Here is an 18,455-nt window from a genome sequence, read left to right on the forward strand (position 1 = left end):
GGGCATGCTCTATATCTTTGATTTAGGTAATGTGATTGTCGATATCGACTTCAACCGCGTGTTGGGCACATGGAGCGATCTGAGCCGTGTACCGCTGGCCTCGCTGAAGCAAAGTTTCACCATGGGGGAGGCTTTTCACCAGCACGAGCGAGGTGAAATAACGGATGAAGCCTTTGCCGAGGCGCTATGTCATGACATGGCGCTGCCGCTAAGTTACGAGCAGTTCTCTCACGGCTGGCAGGCCGTTTTTGTGGCATTGCGCCCTGAAGTCATCGACATCATGCATAAGCTGCGTGAGCAGGGGCATCGGGTGGTCGTCTTGTCGAATACTAACCGTCTGCACACAACATTTTGGCCGGATGAATATCCTGAAATTCGTCAGGCTGCTGACCATATTTATCTTTCCCAGGATCTGGGCATGCGAAAACCGGAAGCGCGGATTTACCAGCATGTCCTGCAGTCTGAAGGTTTTTCTGCGGAAGATGCGGTCTTTTTTGACGACAACGCCGATAATATTGAAGGAGCTAACCGGTTAGGGATTACCAGTATCCAGGTCGTCGATAAAACGACCATTCCTGACTATTTCGCGAAGTTGTTATGCTAAAAAATGTTCAGCAACAAGCCAGGCACCATACGCGTCCTGTACGGGCCTGGCTGAAGCTACTATGGCAGCGGATTGATGAGGACAACATGACGACGCTGGCAGGGAATCTTGCCTACGTTTCACTGCTCTCATTAGTGCCGCTTATCGCCGTTGTGTTTGCTCTTTTCGCCGCATTTCCGATGTTTTCCGACGTCAGTGCCCAGCTACGTCATTTTATTTTCGCAAATTTTATCCCGGCGACGGGAGACGTCATCCAGCGTTATATCGAACAGTTTGTCGCCAACTCGAACAAAATGACGGCCGTTGGGGCATGTGGGCTGATTGTCACGGCGTTATTGCTGATGTATGCCATTGATAATGCTCTGAATACTATCTGGCGCAGTAAGCGCACTCGTCCCAAAGTTTACTCTTTCGCCGTCTACTGGATGATCTTAACGCTGGGGCCGCTGCTGGCGGGGGCCAGTCTGGCGATCAGCTCTTATTTGTTGTCATTGCGCTGGGCCAGCGATCTCAACTCGGTGATTGATGACGTCTTGCGTATTTTCCCTCTGGTGCTTTCCTGGCTCTCGTTCTGGCTGCTTTACAGCATTGTACCGACTACGCGTGTGCCCAATCGTGATGCGGTTATTGGCGCCTTTGTGGCCGCCGTGTTGTTCGAGGCCGGAAAGAAAGGATTTGCGCTCTACATCACGATGTTCCCGTCGTATCAGCTCATTTACGGTGTCCTGGCGGTGATCCCTATTTTATTTGTCTGGGTATACTGGACGTGGTGTATCGTCTTGCTTGGCGCGGAAATAACTGTCACTCTCGGGGAATACCGCAAACTTAAACAAGCCGCAGAACAAGAAGAAGCAGATCAACCATGATTGCATTAATTCAGCGCGTAACCCGTGCCAGCGTCACCGTGGAGGGCGAGGTGACGGGTGAAATTGGCCCAGGACTTTTGGTCCTGTTAGGTGTCGAAAGGGATGATGACGAACAGAAAGCAAACCGTCTGTGCGAGCGCGTACTCGGCTATCGAATCTTTAGCGATGCCGAAGGAAAAATGAACCTCAACGTGCAGCAATCAGGTGGCAGTGTGCTGGTGGTTTCACAGTTCACGCTGGCGGCAGATACCGAACGTGGCATGCGCCCGGGGTTTTCGAAAGGCGCTTCGCCCGAGCGGGCAGAAGCGCTGTATGAATACTTTGTTGAGCGTTGCCGCCAACAGGAAATGAATACGCAAACCGGTCGATTCGCTGCGGATATGCAGGTTTCACTGGTTAATGATGGCCCCGTGACGTTCTGGTTACAAGTATGAACCAGCTACCGGTGTGGCCGCGGGCAACAAGAGAGAATACGACTATGTATCACCTTCGAGTACCGCAAACAGAAGAAGAGTTGGAGCGTTACTACCAGTTTCGCTGGGAGATGTTGCGTAAACCGTTGCACCAGCCCAAAGGCTCCGAACGGGATGCCTGGGACGCGATGGCGCATCACCAGATGGTGGTGGACGAAGAGGGAAATCTGGTCGCGGTCGGGCGTCTGTATATCAATGCGGATAATGAAGCCTCCATACGCTTTATGGCCGTTGACCCCTCTGTGCAGGAGAAAGGGCTGGGCACGCTGATGGCGATGACCCTGGAGTCTGTGGCGCGTCAGGAAGGGGTAAAGCGCGTAACCTGTAGCGCCCGTGAAGATGCGGTCGAATTTTTCGCCAAACTGGGGTTTGTGAGTCAGGGCGAAATTACCACGCCACAAACCACGCCGGTGCGCCATTTTTTGATGATTAAACCCATCGCAACGCTGGATGACATTCTCCATCGCGGGGACTGGTGCGGACAGCTACAGCAAGCCTGGTACGAACATATTCCATTGAGTGAGAAAATGGGCGTGCGCATTCAGCAGTACACCGGGCAGAAATTTATTACTACGATGCCAGAGACTGGCAATCAGAACCCGCACCATACGCTGTTTGCCGGAAGCCTGTTTTCACTGGCGACGTTAACGGGCTGGGGGCTTATCTGGCTGATGCTGCGCGAGCGTCATCTGGGGGGGACGATAATCCTCGCCGACGCGCATATCCGATACAGCAGGCCAATTACCGGGAAACCTACCGCTATTGCCGATCTGGGCTCGCTGAGCGGTGACCTGGACCGTCTGGCAAGAGGCCGCAAGGCGCGCGTTCAGATGCAGGTCGGGGTGTTTGGCGATGACACGCCGGGCGTCGTGTTTGAAGGTACCTACATTGTGCTACCCGCGAAACCGTTTGGCGCATATGAAGAGGGCGGGAATGAGGAAGAGTAGGTCAGAGGGGATCCTCTTTACTCGATGAATGCGTCTGCCGGAAGGTTAAAGCGTTCTGCGAGCATTTTAATATGACTTACAGTCAGTGCTCTGCGACCATTCAAGATGTTGCTGACATTGGATTTTGAACCAAGTTCGTTGGCAAGATCTGCTGCTTTGAGACCATATTGATCCATGAGCGTACGCAGTAACGCAACGCCATGAGGAGTATGTTCCAGTTGTTGGTTGAGGGCACTGAACTCAGGCGCATGTTTTTCGTAGTCGCGGATCCGAGCTGAAAGCAGCTCAAACAACGGGTTTTCCAGGTCGTTACGATCAACCAGAAACTCCACCAAAGCGAGTGCTTTTCGGTACTCTGCCTCATTTTGTTCTTTGCCTAACAGGGGGATTTTTTTCACTGCATCGGTAAAGGTATCGATCATCAATTTTACACTGGCTGTGTCTATCTGATGGCTTTCATGCGTTCTCATTCTTTGTGACCCCGATAGTATGTGGTTAGTCTGTCATACTCGGCATGGTGAACGATATGCTTCACAAATACCTTTTGCAGTTTGAAATCAATATAGGCAATAAGTCTCAAGCAGTTACCTGAAACATTAATCACCCACCATTTATTTCTGTATTTAAAATTATCCAGTGAAGGTATGTACTGCTTCATCTCTTCAGGAGTGTGGAACATTTTTTTCTCTAAAATATTCAGCAAATCAACGAGTGCTGCCATGTGGTTTGGAAAACGGAGTATTGCCTCGTTGAAAGGTTTTCGGCTGATAACATGCATGGTGTAGTTCCATTACAAGGTTTTCAACCTGAAAACAAAATAACGCAAGGTAATTAAGTTTTCAAGATGAAAGCAAAATATTAATCAAGCATGTCTTCCTGATACAGGATTTACGACGCGCCAGGCCACATCTCGCATAACATTTCGTGCCGCCTGGCTCACTCCTGCCAGCTGGAAAAATCCGTGGATAACGCCAAGATAGCGTTGACAGGTGCACTCCACGCCCTGCTCCAGGCACCGTTGATACAGGGCCTCGCCCTCATCGCGCAGTGGATCGAATTCGGCTGTAATGATGTGCGTGGGCGGCAGACCGTTGAAGTCTTCACGCCAGACTGGGCTGGCTTCGGGATGCCGCAGATCGGTTTGCGGCAAATACATCTCGTAGCCCGAAAGCAACGTGTCACGTGTGATAATGTAATCCTGCCCATTTCGGTCGTAGCTCTCAAACCTGGCGGTCGCGTCCAGCATCGGGTAAATCAGCATTAGCTGCGCAGGTTGCCATTGATTGGCAGCTTTCAGGCGCAGTGCAGTGATCAGCGCCAGATGCCCGCCCGCACTGTCGCCAGCAAGCGTAATCCTGCCGCGATCGACACCCAGTTTCTGGGCATACTTCCAGATAATATTGGCTCCCGTTTCAGCGTCGTTATGTGCAGCCGGGAAAGTATGCTCTGGTGCAAGGCGATACTGCACCGCAATGACCCGACAGCCGCTGTACCAGGCGAGCTGCCTTAGCTGGTTATCATGCGTCGCGAATCCACCACTGACAAAGCAGCCGCCGTGATAATAGATAACGCAGGGTCGATTTTCCGTGGCGTCCCGCGGCGAAACAACGCGAAATGTCATTGCATCGAGTTCAATATCTTCAACCTGTACGCGGGTTTCAGTTTCTCCTGCCAGTACCGTGCTGGCAATGTAGCCTGCTCTCCGTTCATCAATATTTTGCTCGCGCGAAGAAGGGCGTCCCGCTGCGATAAATGCCTCAACCAGCTGTGCAATCCCGCTTTCCAGTGCCATTTATTATTTTCCTTATCTGTATGGATATACAGTTTTATAACCTGGATAGCCACGAATGAGAATGGGAAAAGTGACGGGTGTACGATTCTGGAAAGCGGCTCGCAAAAGTAAAAATCGTTCGCGTGAAGGCTATTTTCTCGCTTTTCTCGGGTGTATGTTGTGTGGAAATTAATCGCCAATGATATACTGGAGGTATATGTGAGTATGATGGCTGGGATGGATATGGGCAGAATTTTACTCGATTTATCAGACGAAGTGATCAAACGTCTTGATGATCTCAAGGTGCAGCGTAATCTGCCGCGGGCCGAGCTTTTGCGGGAGGCTGTTGAACAGTATCTTGAGAGGCAGGATCAAGCTGAAACGACAATTTCACGTGCTCTTGGGCTATGGCAAGGTTGTGAGGAAGATGGCGTTGATTATCAGCGTAAACTCCGTGAGGAATGGTAATGGTCACAGGATCTGCGCTTTTTGATACCAACATCCTCATCGACCTGTTTAGCGGGCGAAGTGAAGCAAAACTAGCGATAGAAACATGGCCGCCGCAGAACGCAATCAGCCTCATTACATGGATGGAGTTGATGGTGGGCGCAAAAAAATATCATCAGGAATCTCGCACACGCGTTGCGCTAGGCGCTTTTAATGTGATCGGTGTTTCACAGGATATTGCTGAACGAAGCGTGAGTATCAGGCAGGAATATGGGATGAAATTGCCGGATGCCATCATTTTGGCCACTGCGCAGATTCATCGTCTTACACTGGTTACGTGTAATACCAGGGATTTTGCAGGCATATCCGGCGTGGTCACACCGTATACGTTATAACCCGGGCGACCTGCGCCGCCCGGTAGTGCGAAGAACTTACTCCCCTTCACCCGGGAACAGGAACGGGTTGATGGAGCTGCGGGCAAAGCCCTCTTGCTCCATGTGTGCGTCCAGCATCAGTGAAGCGAGATCGTCGGCTACGGCCTCGACTTTTGGGTCTTTTTCCTGATAGAGAATCTTCAGGTAAGTCCCGCAATCGCCGCAGCTTTCAGCTTTAATGGCCGCCTGTTCGTTATCCAACGACCAGTAGTTCAAATCACGGCTCTGCTCGCAGTTGCTGCACTTCACGCGCACCACGTGCCACTCGGTTTCGCACAGGTTGCAGTGCAAATAGCGCAGCCCCTGAGTGGTACCGATTTGCACCATGCTGGAGACCGGCATTGAACCACACACCGGGCAGTACTGACGCTGTTCGCCGTATTCCGCACGGGCTTTGCCGGGGATCAGGCTCGCCATCTGCGCCCAGTAGAGCGACAGGGCAGCCCAAATGAACGGTGCTTTGTCGCTGCTGACGGAGGCGAAATCGGAGGCAAACAGCGCGCTGGCCATCAGTTCCAGCTCCTGCTCCGAGGCTTTTTCCAGATTCTCGATCACGGCCAGCGCAGGGCCGCTCATTTCCGGCTTCAGCTCAGCAATTAGCGATTGCAGCAGTTTTTGCCAGTGCTTGTCGCGTGGCAGAACGTGGATATCCAGTGGCGGTTTGCCCTGATCGTTCGCTTCTTTGATGCGAGCGGTCAGATCCATCTGCAGCGGATGGTCGTACAACACCACTTCCTGCGCGTGAGCGATCAGCGCGGCAAAACGCAGGTAATCACCCAGCGGGTTGTTCTCGGCCAGCTCGCGCAGACGTTCAGCGCGGCGGTTATACAAATTTTTGAGTCTGGGGAATAATAACGGCGGAATCATATCCGCCGTGCGTTTCTCGCTCTTCTCCAGCTCATCTTGCGGGATTATGCGAATACTCATTCAGATGACTTTTCCTGTTTCTGGCGGACTTCACGGTACCAGCGCGGGTGATGTTTCTTCGCCCATGAGCTGGTAACCCATCCTTCCACCATCGCGGTAATGGTGCCTTTCACCCAAAGGGCGGCGTAAATGTGCACCATGATAACCACAATTAACGCTACTGCGGCAAATGAATGCAGCATTAACGCGAATCGGATCACCGGGATTGAGAAAGCAGGCGCAAAATACGGACGCCAGATGACCACTCCGCTCACCAGCAACAGGACCAGGAAGATAATCGCCGCCCAGAATACGCATTTCTGGCCGAAGTTATAACGTCCCGTGTCACCTACTTCCTCGTTGACGACAATCTTACGAATATTCTTCGCCCAAAAGATATCATCCCGATTGATTAGATTGTGGTGCCAGTAACGGAAAAACATGATGATAAACGAGGCAAACATGATCACGCCGACAAACGGGTGCACAATTCGCGCCAGTTGCGGCGTGCCCATGATGTGCATCAGCCAGTTAAAAGACGGGAAGAGAAAACCCATCCCGCTCACTGCCGCCAGAATGAAACAGAAGGCGGTGATCCAGTGGTTGATGCGTTCCGGCGCCGTGTAGCGCACGATGGTGTCACGTCGTTTCATTTGCGCACCTCGTCTTTTTCTTCATGCAGATTGTCTTCTTCCTCTTCCGCACGGTTCGGGCCTACGCCGACGTAGTGGAAGATACTGGCCGCAAATGTCGCTGCAAAGCCGACGGCAGCGAGAGGTTTCCAGATGCCTTTCCAGAACTTCACGGTGGCGCTGATTTCCGGGTTCTCCGGCAGGCCGTGGTACAGACTCGGCTTGTCCGCATGGTGCAATACGTACATCACGTGCGTACCGCCAACGCCTGCCGGATCGTACAGACCCGCGTTTTCGTAACCACGCGTTTTCAGCTCCGCCACGCGCTCACCGGCCAGCGTTTTCATCGACTCTTTAGTGCCGAAATGAATAGCGCCGGTTGGACACGTTTTCACGCAGGCTGGTTCTTGTCCGACCACTACACGGTCAACGCACAGCGTACATTTGTAAACGCGGTTGTCTTCCGGGTTGAGGCGCGGCACGTCGAACGGGCAGCCCGCGATACAGTAGCCACAGCCGATGCACTGCTCGGACTGGAAGTCGACGATACCGTTGGCATACTGAATGATTGCTCCTTCGGCCGGACACGCCTTCAGGCAGCCCGGATCGGCGCAGTGCATACAGCCATCCTTGCGGATAAGCCACTCCAGTTTGTCGTTTTGTTCCACTTCCGAGAAGCGCATTACCGTCCAGGATTTAGCGGTCAAATCAGCCGGGTTGTCGTACACCCCAACGTTGTTGCCCACTTCATCACGGATGTCGTTCCATTCTGAACACGCCACCTGACACGCTTTACAGCCGATACAGGTGGTGACGTCGATAAGCTTCGCCACCTCTTCCTGATGGTCCCGCGCCTGAGGCGCGGGGGTGAAACCGTTAGTGGCGGAACGACGAATGATGTCTTGCGATTGATAAGCCATAGGTCGTCTCCGTTACACCTTTTCCACGTTCACGAGGAAGGACTTAAATTCCGGCGTCTGCGTGTTCGCATCACCGACGAATGGCGTTAACGTGTTAGCGATAAAGCCTTTTTTCGCCACACCTTCGTAGCCCCAGTGAATCGGAATACCGATAGTGTCGATATCCTGACCGTTGGCCTTCAACGTGCGAATACGTTTAGTCACCACCGCTTTGGCTTTAATGTAGCCACGGTTAGAGGAGACTTTGACGGTATCGCCATGAGAGATACCGAGCTTATTCGCCAGCTTCTCGCCAATTTCCACAAACTGCTCCGGCTGGGCGATAGCGTTAAGCAGCGCATGCTTAGTCCAGTAGTGGAAGTGCTCGGTCAGACGGTAGGTCGTACCGACGTACGGGAACTTATCCGCTTTACCCAGTGCTTCCGCGTCACCTTTAAAGATACGTGCGGCAGGGTTAGAGATAACGTTCGGGTGCAGCGGGTTAGTCCCCAGCGGCGTTTCAAACGGCTCGTAGTGTTCCGGGAACGGACCTTCTGCCATCTTATCGATAGCAAACAGGCGTCCCATCCCTTCCGGCTGCATGATGAACGGCCCAACGTTGCTGCCCGGCGCGGCGGCACTGTAGTCTGGAATATCCATCCCGCTCCATTTCGCCCCGTCCCATTTCAGGATCTGACGTTTTGGATCCCACGGATTCCCCTGCGGGTCAGCGGAGGCGCGGTTATACAGAATGCGGCGGTTGAGCGGCCACGCCCATGCCCAGCCCAGCGTATTGCCAAGGCCTGACGGATCGGCGTTATCGCGACGTGCCATTTGGTTGCCTTCCGGCGTCCAGCTACCGGCAAAAATCCAGCAGCCGCTGGAGGTGGTACCGTCGTCACGCAGTTGGGCGAACGAGCTAAGCTGTTGGCCTTTCTTGACGATAACGGCACCGGTGGCCGGGTCGGTAATGTCGGCCAGGGCTTTACCGTTGCTCTCCATCGCCACTTCTTCCGAAGCCGGTTCGTGTGGGGTGGAGTAGTTCCAGGTCATGCTCAGTACCTGTTCCGGGTTCGCGCCACCCTGTTCGGCATACATCTTGCGCAGACGCAGGAAGATACCGGCGAGGATTTCACCATCGGTAACGGCAATCCCCGGGGCATCCGCACCTTTCCAGTGCCACTGCAGCCAGCGACCGGAGTTGACGATAGAACCGTTCTCTTCGGCGAAGCAGGTGGACGGCAGACGGAATACTTCGGTCTGGATTTTCGACGGGTCAACATCGTTCGACTCACCGTGGTTCTGCCAGAAGGTGGAGGTCTCTGTGTTGAGCGGGTCGATGGTGACCAGGAACTTCAGTTTGGATAGCGAAGCCACCACCTTGTTTTTATTCGGGAATGATGCGACCGGGTTAAAGCCCTGGCAGATATAGCCATTCACTTTGCCCTGGTTCATCATCTCGAAGTACTGCAGGACGTCGTACCCTTTATCCCACTTCGGCAGCCAGTCGAAGCCCCAGCTGTTTTCCGCTGTCGCTTTATCGCCAAAGAAGGCTTTCATCATCGAAACGAAGAATTTCGGGTAGTTGCCCCAGTAGTTCACCTGGCCTTCCAGCAACGGTTTTGGCGTGTTGGCGGCAAGGTAAGTTTGCAGGTCAGTTTGCTTCTCGCTTGGCAGCGTCATATAGCCCGGCAGGCTTTGTGACAGCAGACCTAAGTCGGTCAGACCCTGAATGTTAGAGTGTCCGCGCAGGGCGTTAACGCCGCCGCCTGCCATCCCCATATTACCCAGCAGCAACTGGATCATCGCCATGGTACGGATGTTCTGCGCACCAACGGAGTGTTGCGTCCAGCCCAGTGCGTACAGGAACGACGCGGTTTTATCTGGGCGGCTTGTTTCTGCGATGTACTCACAGACCTTCAGGAAGTCGGCCTTTGGCGTACCGCAGATATTTTCTACGACGTCCGGCGTGTAGCGGGAGACGTGCTGTTTCAGCAGGTTCCATACGCAGCGCGGGTGTTGCAGGGTGACATCGCGTTTGGCGAAGCCTTTTTCATCCAGTTCGTAGTTCCAACTGGTTTTGTCATACTTGCGTTTGTCCGCGTCGTAGCCGGTAAACAGGCCATCTTCGAAACCGTAATCCTCACGCACGATCAGGCTTGCGTTGGTATAGGCTTCAGTGTATTCGCGGTTGAATTTTTCGTTGTTCAGCAGGTACAGCAAAACGCCTGACAGGAAAGCAATGTCAGTACCGGAACGAATCGGAGCATAGAAATCAGCCACCGCCGCGGTTCGCGTAAAGCGCGGATCGATAACAATCAGCTTCGCGCCGTTGTGAATTTTGGCTTCCATCGCCCAGCGGAACCCGACCGGGTGAGCTTCAGCGGCGTTACCGCCCATTACCACAACGAGGTTGGCGTTTTTAATGTCGACCCAGTGGTTGGTCATCGCACCGCGACCAAATGTTGGAGCAAGACTTGCTACCGTTGGTCCGTGTCAGACGCGTGCCTGGTTGTCGACCGCGAGCATACCAAGCGCGCGGGAGAATTTTTGTGTTAAATAGCCGGTTTCGTTACTGGAAGCGGAAGCACACAGCATCCCGGTGGAAAGCCAGCGGTTAACGGTTACGCCTTCGGCGTTTTGTGCAACGTAGTTAGCGTCGCGATCTTCTTTCATCAGCTTAGCGATGCGGTCAAATGCCTCATCCCAGCTAATCTGTTGCCACTTATCAGAGCCAGGTGCGCGGTATTCCGGGAATTTCAGGCGGCTTTCAGAGTGGATGAAGTCCACAAGTCCTGCCCCTTTCGGGCACAGTGCGCCACGGTTCACCGGGTGATCCGGGTCCCCTTCGATATGGAAGATGGATGCTTTGGCGTTTTTTGCTCCGTCACCGAGACTGTACATTAACAGTCCACAGCCAACGGAACAGTAAGTGCAGGTGTTACGGGTTTCGCGGGTGCGCAGCAATTTATATTGCCGTGTTTCCGCTAGCGCTACGCCGGGTGCAAAGCCCAGTGCCGCTGCCGTGGTGCCTGCCATACCGCCAGCGCAGATCTTAAAGAACTGCCTTCTGCTGACCTGCATGGTTCGCTCCTTGTTTCGACATTGTCACGTTCCCTTCGTTTTCCTATAACGCGAACGCGAGGGAAGTGGTTGTTATTTTTCTTTGCGGACGGGACCGCAAAGGTCCAGAATTGGGTGAATTTCCCTCCGTCCAGGAGGGATTTGTAAAGAATACCACAATGTTGGTATGCGTGTTCCAATACGGTTAAAAGAAAGTGAATAAGATTATTCAAGAAAACATCAAGAATGTGACATCTCCGACAGGATCTCGTCAGTTGACCCTCTGGAAGCGCGAGGACTTGCAACATCCTCAGCCAGATGAGGTAGCTGAAGAAGTGCCTGTGGCGCTGGTATACAACGGGATTTCACACGTGGTGATGATGGCATCACCGAAAGATCTTGAGCACTTCGCGATGGGTTTTTCACTTTCTGAAGGCATTATTGAGTCCTCGCAAGATATTTACGGGATGGACGTGGTGCCTTCCTGCAACGGATTAGAAGTGCAGGTTGAGCTGTCCAGCCGGCGCTTTATGGGGCTGAAAGAGCGTCGTCGCGCACTGGCCGGTCGGACTGGCTGCGGTGTTTGTGGCGTGGAACAACTTAATGATATTGGCAAACCGGTCCAGCCGCTGCCGTTTACCCAGACATTCAATCTGGCGCATCTCGATAACGCCTTAAGGCATCTCCCTGATTTCCAGCCTGTTGGGCAACTGACAGGCTGCACGCACGCGGCTGCCTGGGTACAGCCGTCAGGTCATCTGGCGGGCGGGCATGAAGATGTTGGACGTCATGTTGCGCTGGATAAACTGCTGGGACGACGTGCGATCGAAGGGGAAACCTGGCAGCAGGGCGCGGTATTAGTCTCCAGCCGCGCCAGCTACGAGATGGTGCAGAAGTCGGCAATGTGCGGCGTGGAAATCCTGTTTGCTGTTTCTGCGGCGACAACGCTCGCTGTGGAAGTTGCCGAACGCTGTAACCTGACGCTGGTGGGTTTTTGCAAACCGGGCCGGGCGACGATTTATACACATCCCGAGCGTCTGATAACTGAGTAACCAGTGTTCAATTAATTTGAATAAGACTGGCAAATCCTTCCGCTTTTAGTTGTGCGATGAGATGGCTATTATTTATCACATCAAGGCACGGTGCCTTAATCAAGCAACTAAGTTAAAGGGTTTATATCATGAAAAGAATCAAAACTTTTGTCGCAGTTATCGCTCTGGCTACTTCTTTCGGTTCTTTCGCTGCTCAGACAGTTACCGCAACCGGTTCTACACTGGAAAGCGCTGAAGCAAAAATTGCCGCTCAGGCTGAACGTGCAGGTGCCAGCGATTATAAAATCACTCAGGCATACACCGGCAACCGCGTGCACATGACCGCTGAACTGCTGAAATAAGATACCTCAGTACTGTCGAAAGAGCGCCCTTGAGGCGCTTTTTTCATTTCCGGTATTCACTGCCTGAGCAATTCGATAAACGCGTTATAGTCTTTCAATCCCGCAATAGTTTCTGCCGGATGGCTGCTCAGCACGCTGGATAAATAACTGAAGATTTTTAGCTCATGCCGCGCCTCGGCGGCGGCACAGGCGATCAGGACATGGCTGACCGGTTCGTTATTCACCAGAATAGGGTGTGCGAGGGTAATAAAGAAACCACGAAAGCGGCGCTCCTGTTCGCTCCAGCAATGAGGAATCGCCAGGCGATTCACGATCAGGTTTTCACCTTCATGCTCCCGGGCGCAAATGCGCAGCGCTTCGTCCTCGGTGATATGGCTCTGTGCCACAAGCTGGCCGCAGATCCGGCCGATGATACTCTGCCAGCTTTCGGCCTTCATATTGGCGTAATGGAAGCTGCCCGGCTGTAAAAAGAAACGTTCGGGCTGCTGGCGGATAAAGGCCGTCGCGAGGAAGTGTTTAATCTGCTCGGTACCTGCAGCGGTGATGATATTCTTGATGGTTAAGGTGTTTTTTATAGATTCATCAAGTAAATAGTGACTATTGTTGATGATTAACAGTGGGGTGATTTCTTCACTGATGGCGCTGACTTCACTCGTATTTCGCGCAATGATCACCCGACAATTCAGAACATCTCGCTCAATGGCCTGTTGGTTGATGGTGGCGATAGCATTCTGGTCGGATAACAAAATGACCGGCTGGCGCTCGTTTTGATGGCGCTCCAGTGCGCAGGCGAAGTAAAGCCCGATGAGGTCGCTATCGAACAGTGGGATATCCAGTTTTTCACGCAACAGGGCAATAAAACGCAGACTCAAATCGAAGGCGGCAGGCCAGGTCGACTTCAGGTTGTGCATACTGCTCTGGCGATGTTCTGGTACCCAAACTGGGGCAGAGACGCATCTCAGCAGGTGGCCGGTAATATTATCAACCAGTTGGGTATCGATAACGTTCAACGCAGCGATGCCGGGAACGCTTTTTAACAACAAGGTCACCGCATCGGCAGAAATTGTCATTGCCTGCCGTTGTCTGATTTCCAGAAGGCCGATCAGTGTTCTGAAGGCGTTCTCGCCCAGGTAGACTCCTCCTTGTTCCACCGCGTTTTTCAGTGATACATACCGACACTCCGGCCATGACCCGGAGAGCTGGTTACGCAGGGCATAGACGGCCAGCACCAGACTTGCCAGGTACTCTCCCGAGATGAGCGGGAATTCATTAAGTTTTTCACATGCTGCATTGAGCCTGTCGATATTGTCCCGGGTAATACCCGGCAGTGGAATTAAGAGGGGATCTTTTTTAAGCAGATTCGCCAACAGGATAATGCGCTTTTCTTCTGGTTCATCAATGAAATGACCGACGCCCGGGCGGCTGGCAAGACAAAAGGCCCGCTCATAGCGCTGCTTCAACCGTGGGAGACGATCGGCCACCCAGGTTTCAGGTAAATTGAGCGCCGAAGCCAGCTGTACACGCGGTGTAAAGGTATTGAGCAGAAGAAAGGCCAGCAACCGGTCATCATTATCATGGCGTTGCAGAAGCTGAAAATAACCGCGTCTGTCGACAATTTCCAACTGATAGCCCGCACTGCCACCGGGCTGAATGCGGGCCTTACCGCTGAGGGTAAAATTGAGGTAGTCAATATCGCGCAGGATGGTTCTGCCTGAAACGCCAGTTTGCCGCGCCAGGTCGCCCAGCAAACACGGCTGCTGTTCAAGAAGATCCACCAATTTTAACTGGCGTTCCGAAAGCATTAACTCTCCCGGCGAAAGTCAGTAAGCGCGCGGACCTTTTCGGTCGACAGCGAGGTGAGCAGTTCGCGCACCAGCGTAAACAGCGCGTCGTAATCCGATGCGGAAATCATGCCGCTGTTGGCGTGGAGATAGCGAGTCGGCAGGCATAGCGCCGCCACCGGACGACCGCCGCCCATAACGTTATAGCGTCCACCGTCCGTCGCCCCGGTTTTCATGGTGCAAAACTGCAATGACGCACCGCTGTTTTCTGCACACGCTTTTAATGTGGCAACCAACTGCTGATTAGGGAAATAGCGCTTATCGAACAGCATCAGCCCTGGGCCCTCGCCAAGCTTGAGTGGGTATTTAATGCTGTCGATTCCGGGCACATCGCCCGCAACCGCAGTATCCAGCACGATCACCACATCGGGCTTGATATGCTCCGCTGAGGTTTGCGCCCCGCGTAAACCCACTTCTTCTTCCACGCTGCCCACGCCGTACAGGGTAATTTCAGGGTTATCCACGGTTTGTAAAAGCTCGGTCATCAGGGCGCAGCCGACGCGATTATCCAGCGCTTTGCCGACGATCTTATCTTCGCCCCAGCGAGCGAAATTGGCTTCCGGGCTCACGAAATCACCGATCGCAATACCGCGGTTTTCTACTTCTTCGCGGCTGTTGGCGCCAATATCGATGAACATTTCGTCAAATGTCAGAGGTTGCTGTTTCTGCTTTTCCGTTAAGGCGTGCGGTGCCACGGAGCCGATTATGCCAGGGATTTTAACGCCCTTGCGGGTGCGGATGGCGACCCGGTGGTTCAGCATCGACTGGCTCCACCAACCGCCAATGGTGGTGAAGCGCAAAAAGCCGCTTCCGTCGATATGCGTGACCATAAAGCCCACTTCATCCATGTGGCCGACGATGGCAACCTTCGGCCCACGGTTGCCTTTGCGTGCGACAAAGCTGCCGAGGCCGTCAAAAGTGATTTCATCGACGCTGGAATCCAGCGCATTAATGAGAAGAGTGCGAACTTCCTGCTCATCACCGCTGACGGCGCTGGCTTCGCATAACTGCTGAAGTAACTCAATGTTCATGGGCAAGCTCCTGCTGCGCGGCTTTACGTTTCAGCCACAATCCTTTCAGGATGATAATTAACGAAATGTTCAGCGCCAGACCGATAGCCAGCACCAGGTAAAATGACCCCACCGGAGACATCAGGCCAATCAGCGGATCAAAGATACCTAAACCCGGCGCGAGACGTTTGATTCCAAAGGCGATGACCAGCATGCCGGTAATACCACCGGAGAGTGTATTGGCGGTAATCATCGGCAGCGGCGCGGCCAGCGCATAGGGGATTGCCGGTTCGGTGGCGACGGTGGCACCCACCACAATCGCACTGCTGGCGGCGGCCTTCTCCTGCTGGGTAAACAGTTTCGGCGCTAAATAGGTAGCGATACCTGCCGCGACGGGCGGCATCAGCGCCACCACGCCGACGATGGCGTACCAGTCATAGATATGTTTTTCCAGCAGTGAGAAGCAGAAGAACCAGGCCGTTTTATTGATTGGCCCGCCCATATCAAATGCCAGCATTGCGCCAACGAGGAAGGCTGCGCCCATTTTCATTGATGGCGGAATGGTGTTCAGGAAGTGCAGCAGACCCCCCATGATGTCGGACATCACCGGGCCGATGACGTAATAAGTCAGGACGCCAAACACCAGCAAAGTGACAAACGGGATCAGCATGGAGCCGAGCAGCGGCTGCAACGCTTTGCCGAGTCGAACCTTGCGAAACCAAAGCACAAAGTAGCCAATTGCCAGCCCGAGTACGACCGCGCCGAGAAACCCCGCGCCGGACTGGGTGCCGAGAAGACCTTTATCGTTCGCCAGGTAACACACCAGAAACGCCGGGGCAAAAGCGGGCTTATCGGCAATCGACCACGCGATGTATGCCCCCATAATGGGGATCATAAAGGTGAAACCCAGATAGCCGATGGATTCAACAACCCAGGTGAACGACGGCGCACCTTTCGACATATCGGCATAGGGCAAACCGAACTGTACCAGCATATTAGCGATGGCAACCAGAATACCGCCGCCAATAACAAACGGCAGCGCGGCGGAAACGCCAGCCATCAGGTGGCTCATCACGCTACCGTGCTGGACCTCCTGTTTTCCCAGCTTCACGCTGCTATCAGTGGCAAAAAGTTGTGAATGAGTCGGTAACTGCGTAAAAATCAGGTCGATATTTTTCAGCGCCTGGGAAATGGCTATTTCATAGACTTTTTTCCCGGCGAAACGCGCCCGGTCTTCACCGCTCAGGCCGCGACCTGTAGCCAGAATAACGTAATCGGCAGCGGCAATTTCTTCACTGGTCAGTCGGTTTTCGATGCCGCTTGAGCCCTGGGTTTCGACTTTAATCGTATGGCCGAGCGAGCGCGCTTTTTGCTCCAGCGCTTCTGCCACCATATAAGTGTGGGCGATACCCGCCGGACAGTTGGTAATCGCCACTAAACGCAAGGATGACTCCATAGCCGCTTCCTTATGAGGTTAAGGTCTGATTGAGCAGGGCGAGTACCTGGTCGGTGTCGCCTTGCTTCAGTTGGTTGATGAAATCTTGATGGATAATTTTGCGGCACAGGGTGCCGATAATTTTGACCTGATCGTCCTCGCCCGTTTGTGGCACGCCGAGGCAGATCCAGCAGTTAACGTCCTCGCCGTCGCTGGCTTTCCAGTCCACTTTTTTTGATTTGCGCGCGAACAAGACGAAGGGGCGTGTGATACAGGCGCTTTTACCGTGTGGGACGGCAATGCCCGAACCAAAGCCGGTGGAATGCAGCTTTTCGCGTATCAGCAGCGTTTGCAGGAAGGCGCTGCGGTCAGAGACGTAGCCATTTTGAAGCGCCATATTCGCCAGTTGCTTGAGGATGGCATAAACGCTATTCCCCTGAATATTCAGGTCAATGCAGTTAGCTGTAAGGGCTGTCATGGTGGGACTCCGTTAAAAACTGTTTGATTTGATTTTAACGGTGAGATGGTGAAGAGATGAGCAGCAATATGTCAGCGGGAAGTGACAATTTGAGGCAGAGTTAGCGCCTGGTTTTGTGGGGTAAAACACATAACGCTACAGGTGATTACCCTGATGAATATTTCGCCAGGGTAATTATATAGTTAGTGTATACCCACCATTCGTAACAGCGCGGTTACCACTGCGGCGGCAACGATCACCACGATCAGCGGCATCTTACGCCAGGCGAGAAATACCGCAAAAGCCACGCCGAGTACGCGCGCCATCCCGGCAAAGTGTTCGCCTTCGTAAAAGGTGGTCGCCAGCGCAACGGAGAACAGTAATACCGTTGCGGCGTCGGAAAGCAGCGCCTGCGAGCGTTCTGAGAACGCTAAACGGCTTCCAAGCTTAGCTCCCCCTAAACGCATTAAATACGTTCCCACAGATAACATGGCGATACCGACGATAAACAGCGTCATATTGCCCATTATTTTTTCCTCGTCAGTAAGCCAAAGAGTGAGAGCAAAACCGGTAAACCGACCGGCGCAAAGGGAATGGCGGCAAGCGACAACGTGGCGCCGCTACAGGCACGAATCAGCGTAGTGCGGTTTTTGAATGCCGGGACGACCAGAGCCAGCAGAATGGCAGGGAAGACGGCATCCAGACCGATGGTTTCCGGGGCAGGGAGCAGTTTGCCGACGCCTGCGCCGATCAGGGTGCCAACAGGCCAGAAAATTGCGACGCCCAGACCACACAGCCAGTAGGCGGCTTTACGTTGCTCAGGCGTTTTTTGCGACAGGCCAAAGACCACGCTTTCGTCGTTCATAATATGACAGCCGAGGAAACTGGCAGCCCGGGTGCCTACCAGATCGCGCACGGTGACGCCGAACGGCACGTGTCGGGCGTTAACCAGTAAACCCGCAGCCGCAGCCGCCAGTGGATTACCACCGCTGGCGATAATGCCGATAAACATAAACTCGGACGCGCCCGCCAGCACTGTAATAGAGAGTACAAACGGTACCCACAGCGGGAAGCCGTAGGCCATCGCCAGCGAGCCGTATGACATGCCGACTACACCGACGGCCAGACAGACTAAAAATATTGCTTTTATCGTGTCGCCTTTGAGACTGGAAAAATAATGTTTCATACCGTTTTAGCCATATCGAACGAGTTTCCATTATAATGAACGTGACTAATTGGCTTTACAAGTCGAACAATTCGTTCGATATAAAAAACAT

Annotated in this window: 21 protein-coding genes; 8 read left to right on the forward strand and 13 right to left on the reverse strand. The window is 53.3% G+C overall.

The features are described from left to right. Positions 1-4: 4 nt before the first annotated feature. From yihX to fabY, 4 genes are read left to right on the forward strand one after another with little or no spacing between them, the layout of a single operon-like run. On the forward strand, positions 5-604 hold the full coding sequence (gene yihX, locus OGV65_RS03600) for a glucose-1-phosphatase (RefSeq protein WP_016155174.1): 600 nt from the start codon (positions 5-7) through the stop codon (positions 602-604). Beyond that, a complete protein-coding gene (locus OGV65_RS03605) occupies positions 598-1,470 on the forward strand; it encodes a virulence factor BrkB family protein (protein WP_019077938.1) in 873 nt (290 codons plus the stop codon). Before yihX ends, OGV65_RS03605 begins: the two co-directional genes overlap by 7 nt. Further along, on the forward strand, positions 1,467-1,904 hold the full coding sequence (dtd, locus tag OGV65_RS03610) for a D-aminoacyl-tRNA deacylase (RefSeq protein WP_016157874.1): 438 nt from the start codon (positions 1,467-1,469) through the stop codon (positions 1,902-1,904). Before OGV65_RS03605 ends, dtd begins: the two co-directional genes overlap by 4 nt. Positions 1,905-1,948: 44 nt before the next feature. Then, complete coding sequence (gene fabY, locus OGV65_RS03615; protein ID WP_003825286.1) at positions 1,949-2,890, forward strand: fatty acid biosynthesis protein FabY; 942 nt, start codon at positions 1,949-1,951, stop codon at positions 2,888-2,890. A 17-nt stretch (positions 2,891-2,907) separates the two neighbouring features. Here the strand turns inward: fabY and OGV65_RS03620 are convergent, their stop codons facing one another. The 3 genes from OGV65_RS03620 to OGV65_RS03630 all read right to left on the reverse strand — a co-directional run bounded on the left by OGV65_RS03620 (position 2,908) and on the right by OGV65_RS03630 (position 4,682). Continuing rightward, positions 2,908-3,360, reverse strand: coding sequence for a helix-turn-helix domain-containing protein (locus tag OGV65_RS03620; protein ID WP_080859878.1), 453 nt, complete (start codon positions 3,358-3,360; stop codon positions 2,908-2,910). Next, positions 3,357-3,668, reverse strand: coding sequence for a type II toxin-antitoxin system HigB family toxin (locus OGV65_RS03625; protein ID WP_019077936.1), 312 nt, complete (start codon positions 3,666-3,668; stop codon positions 3,357-3,359). Before OGV65_RS03625 ends, OGV65_RS03620 begins: the two co-directional genes overlap by 4 nt. Before the next feature lie 84 nt (positions 3,669-3,752). Continuing rightward, positions 3,753-4,682 (reverse strand): alpha/beta hydrolase, encoded by a 930-nt coding sequence (locus OGV65_RS03630; protein ID WP_286454617.1) that lies wholly within the window; start codon positions 4,680-4,682, stop codon positions 3,753-3,755. Positions 4,683-4,886: 204 nt separating this feature from the next. Between OGV65_RS03630 and OGV65_RS03635 the strand changes: the two genes are divergently transcribed. Continuing rightward, positions 4,887-5,129 (forward strand): ribbon-helix-helix domain-containing protein, encoded by a 243-nt coding sequence (locus OGV65_RS03635; protein WP_016155181.1) that lies wholly within the window; start codon positions 4,887-4,889, stop codon positions 5,127-5,129. Further along, positions 5,129-5,503: a type II toxin-antitoxin system VapC family toxin gene (locus OGV65_RS03640; protein ID WP_200080372.1), complete on the forward strand. Its 375-nt coding sequence runs from the start codon at positions 5,129-5,131 to the stop codon at positions 5,501-5,503. Before OGV65_RS03635 ends, OGV65_RS03640 begins: the two co-directional genes overlap by 1 nt. 36 nt (positions 5,504-5,539) lie before the next feature. Here OGV65_RS03640 and fdhE read toward each other — a convergent pair whose 3' ends face one another. The 4 genes from fdhE to fdnG are packed head-to-tail and all read right to left on the reverse strand — an operon-like array spanning position 5,540 to position 11,063. Continuing rightward, positions 5,540-6,469 (reverse strand): formate dehydrogenase accessory protein FdhE, encoded by a 930-nt coding sequence (fdhE, locus tag OGV65_RS03645; protein WP_003028685.1) that lies wholly within the window; start codon positions 6,467-6,469, stop codon positions 5,540-5,542. Continuing rightward, complete coding sequence (gene fdoI, locus OGV65_RS03650) at positions 6,466-7,101, reverse strand: formate dehydrogenase cytochrome b556 subunit (protein WP_003028686.1); 636 nt, start codon at positions 7,099-7,101, stop codon at positions 6,466-6,468. The genes fdhE and fdoI overlap by 4 nt, the downstream gene beginning before the upstream one ends. Next, positions 7,098-8,000: a formate dehydrogenase O subunit beta gene (gene fdoH / locus OGV65_RS03655; protein ID WP_016155183.1), complete on the reverse strand. Its 903-nt coding sequence runs from the start codon at positions 7,998-8,000 to the stop codon at positions 7,098-7,100. The genes fdoI and fdoH overlap by 4 nt, the downstream gene beginning before the upstream one ends. A gap of 12 nt (positions 8,001-8,012) precedes the next feature. Beyond that, on the reverse strand, positions 8,013-11,063 hold the full coding sequence (fdnG, locus tag OGV65_RS03660; protein WP_087121869.1) for a formate dehydrogenase-N subunit alpha: 3,051 nt from the start codon (positions 11,061-11,063) through the stop codon (positions 8,013-8,015). 194 nt (positions 11,064-11,257) lie between these two features. On the opposite strand from fdnG, the gene fdhD reads away from it, so the two are divergent. Further along, complete coding sequence (gene fdhD, locus OGV65_RS03665; protein ID WP_049040549.1) at positions 11,258-12,094, forward strand: formate dehydrogenase accessory sulfurtransferase FdhD; 837 nt, start codon at positions 11,258-11,260, stop codon at positions 12,092-12,094. A 128-nt stretch (positions 12,095-12,222) separates the two neighbouring features. Then, positions 12,223-12,435 carry a YdgH/BhsA/McbA family protein gene (locus OGV65_RS03670; protein ID WP_275213070.1) on the forward strand — a complete coding sequence of 71 codons (213 nt, stop codon included), beginning with the start codon at positions 12,223-12,225 and terminating at the stop codon, positions 12,433-12,435. 56 nt (positions 12,436-12,491) lie between these two features. On the opposite strand, the gene OGV65_RS03675 is transcribed toward OGV65_RS03670, so the two are convergent. The 6 genes from OGV65_RS03675 to OGV65_RS03700 form a co-directional block, all read right to left on the reverse strand. Next, positions 12,492-14,237, reverse strand: a complete 1,746-nt coding sequence (locus tag OGV65_RS03675) for a putative frv operon regulatory protein (RefSeq protein ID WP_047497513.1) — start codon at positions 14,235-14,237, stop codon at positions 12,492-12,494. Further along, complete coding sequence (locus OGV65_RS03680) at positions 14,237-15,307, reverse strand: aminopeptidase (RefSeq protein WP_049282348.1); 1,071 nt, start codon at positions 15,305-15,307, stop codon at positions 14,237-14,239. The genes OGV65_RS03675 and OGV65_RS03680 overlap by 1 nt, the downstream gene beginning before the upstream one ends. Beyond that, entirely contained in the window at positions 15,297-16,742 is a 1,446-nt protein-coding gene (locus tag OGV65_RS03685) for a PTS fructose-like transporter subunit IIBC (RefSeq protein WP_049282349.1), read from the reverse strand. Before OGV65_RS03685 ends, OGV65_RS03680 begins: the two co-directional genes overlap by 11 nt. Before the next feature lie 10 nt (positions 16,743-16,752). Then, a complete protein-coding gene (locus OGV65_RS03690) occupies positions 16,753-17,199 on the reverse strand; it encodes a PTS fructose transporter subunit IIA (protein ID WP_286454618.1) in 447 nt (148 codons plus the stop codon). Between the two features lie 182 nt (positions 17,200-17,381). Then, a complete protein-coding gene (locus OGV65_RS03695; protein ID WP_016157884.1) occupies positions 17,382-17,705 on the reverse strand; it encodes an AzlD domain-containing protein in 324 nt (107 codons plus the stop codon). Next, positions 17,705-18,364 (reverse strand): AzlC family ABC transporter permease, encoded by a 660-nt coding sequence (locus OGV65_RS03700; protein ID WP_016155191.1) that lies wholly within the window; start codon positions 18,362-18,364, stop codon positions 17,705-17,707. Before OGV65_RS03700 ends, OGV65_RS03695 begins: the two co-directional genes overlap by 1 nt. Positions 18,365-18,455: the final 91 nt, after the last annotated feature.

It is taken from the genome of Citrobacter sp. Cb004 (assembly GCF_030337065.1).
In the GTDB taxonomy this organism is placed as follows: Bacteria; Pseudomonadota; Gammaproteobacteria; order Enterobacterales; family Enterobacteriaceae; genus Citrobacter; species Citrobacter braakii.

What these genes read in the sequence shown, in the direction of transcription:
- yihX (WP_016155174.1), top strand. Translation starts at nt 5, where the DNA reads ATGCTCTATATCTTTGATTTAGGTAATGTGATTGTCGATATCGACTTC.
- OGV65_RS03605 (WP_019077938.1), top strand. Translation starts at nt 598, where the DNA reads ATGCTAAAAAATGTTCAGCAACAAGCCAGGCACCATACGCGTCCTGTA.
- dtd (WP_016157874.1), top strand. Translation starts at nt 1,467, where the DNA reads ATGATTGCATTAATTCAGCGCGTAACCCGTGCCAGCGTCACCGTGGAG.
- fabY (WP_003825286.1), top strand. Translation starts at nt 1,949, where the DNA reads ATGTATCACCTTCGAGTACCGCAAACAGAAGAAGAGTTGGAGCGTTAC.
- OGV65_RS03620 (WP_080859878.1), bottom strand. Translation starts at nt 3,360, where the DNA reads ATGAGAACGCATGAAAGCCATCAGATAGACACAGCCAGTGTAAAATTG.
- OGV65_RS03625 (WP_019077936.1), bottom strand. Translation starts at nt 3,668, where the DNA reads ATGCATGTTATCAGCCGAAAACCTTTCAACGAGGCAATACTCCGTTTT.
- OGV65_RS03630 (WP_286454617.1), bottom strand. Translation starts at nt 4,682, where the DNA reads ATGGCACTGGAAAGCGGGATTGCACAGCTGGTTGAGGCATTTATCGCA.
- OGV65_RS03635 (WP_016155181.1), top strand. Translation starts at nt 4,887, where the DNA reads ATGATGGCTGGGATGGATATGGGCAGAATTTTACTCGATTTATCAGAC.
- OGV65_RS03640 (WP_200080372.1), top strand. Translation starts at nt 5,129, where the DNA reads ATGGTCACAGGATCTGCGCTTTTTGATACCAACATCCTCATCGACCTG.
- fdhE (WP_003028685.1), bottom strand. Translation starts at nt 6,469, where the DNA reads ATGAGTATTCGCATAATCCCGCAAGATGAGCTGGAGAAGAGCGAGAAA.
- fdoI (WP_003028686.1), bottom strand. Translation starts at nt 7,101, where the DNA reads ATGAAACGACGTGACACCATCGTGCGCTACACGGCGCCGGAACGCATC.
- fdoH (WP_016155183.1), bottom strand. Translation starts at nt 8,000, where the DNA reads ATGGCTTATCAATCGCAAGACATCATTCGTCGTTCCGCCACTAACGGT.
- OGV65_RS03670 (WP_275213070.1), top strand. Translation starts at nt 12,223, where the DNA reads ATGAAAAGAATCAAAACTTTTGTCGCAGTTATCGCTCTGGCTACTTCT.
- OGV65_RS03675 (WP_047497513.1), bottom strand. Translation starts at nt 14,237, where the DNA reads ATGCTTTCGGAACGCCAGTTAAAATTGGTGGATCTTCTTGAACAGCAG.
- OGV65_RS03680 (WP_049282348.1), bottom strand. Translation starts at nt 15,307, where the DNA reads ATGAACATTGAGTTACTTCAGCAGTTATGCGAAGCCAGCGCCGTCAGC.
- OGV65_RS03685 (WP_049282349.1), bottom strand. Translation starts at nt 16,742, where the DNA reads ATGGAGTCATCCTTGCGTTTAGTGGCGATTACCAACTGTCCGGCGGGT.
- OGV65_RS03690 (WP_286454618.1), bottom strand. Translation starts at nt 17,199, where the DNA reads ATGACAGCCCTTACAGCTAACTGCATTGACCTGAATATTCAGGGGAAT.
- OGV65_RS03695 (WP_016157884.1), bottom strand. Translation starts at nt 17,705, where the DNA reads ATGGGCAATATGACGCTGTTTATCGTCGGTATCGCCATGTTATCTGTG.
- OGV65_RS03700 (WP_016155191.1), bottom strand. Translation starts at nt 18,364, where the DNA reads ATGAAACATTATTTTTCCAGTCTCAAAGGCGACACGATAAAAGCAATA.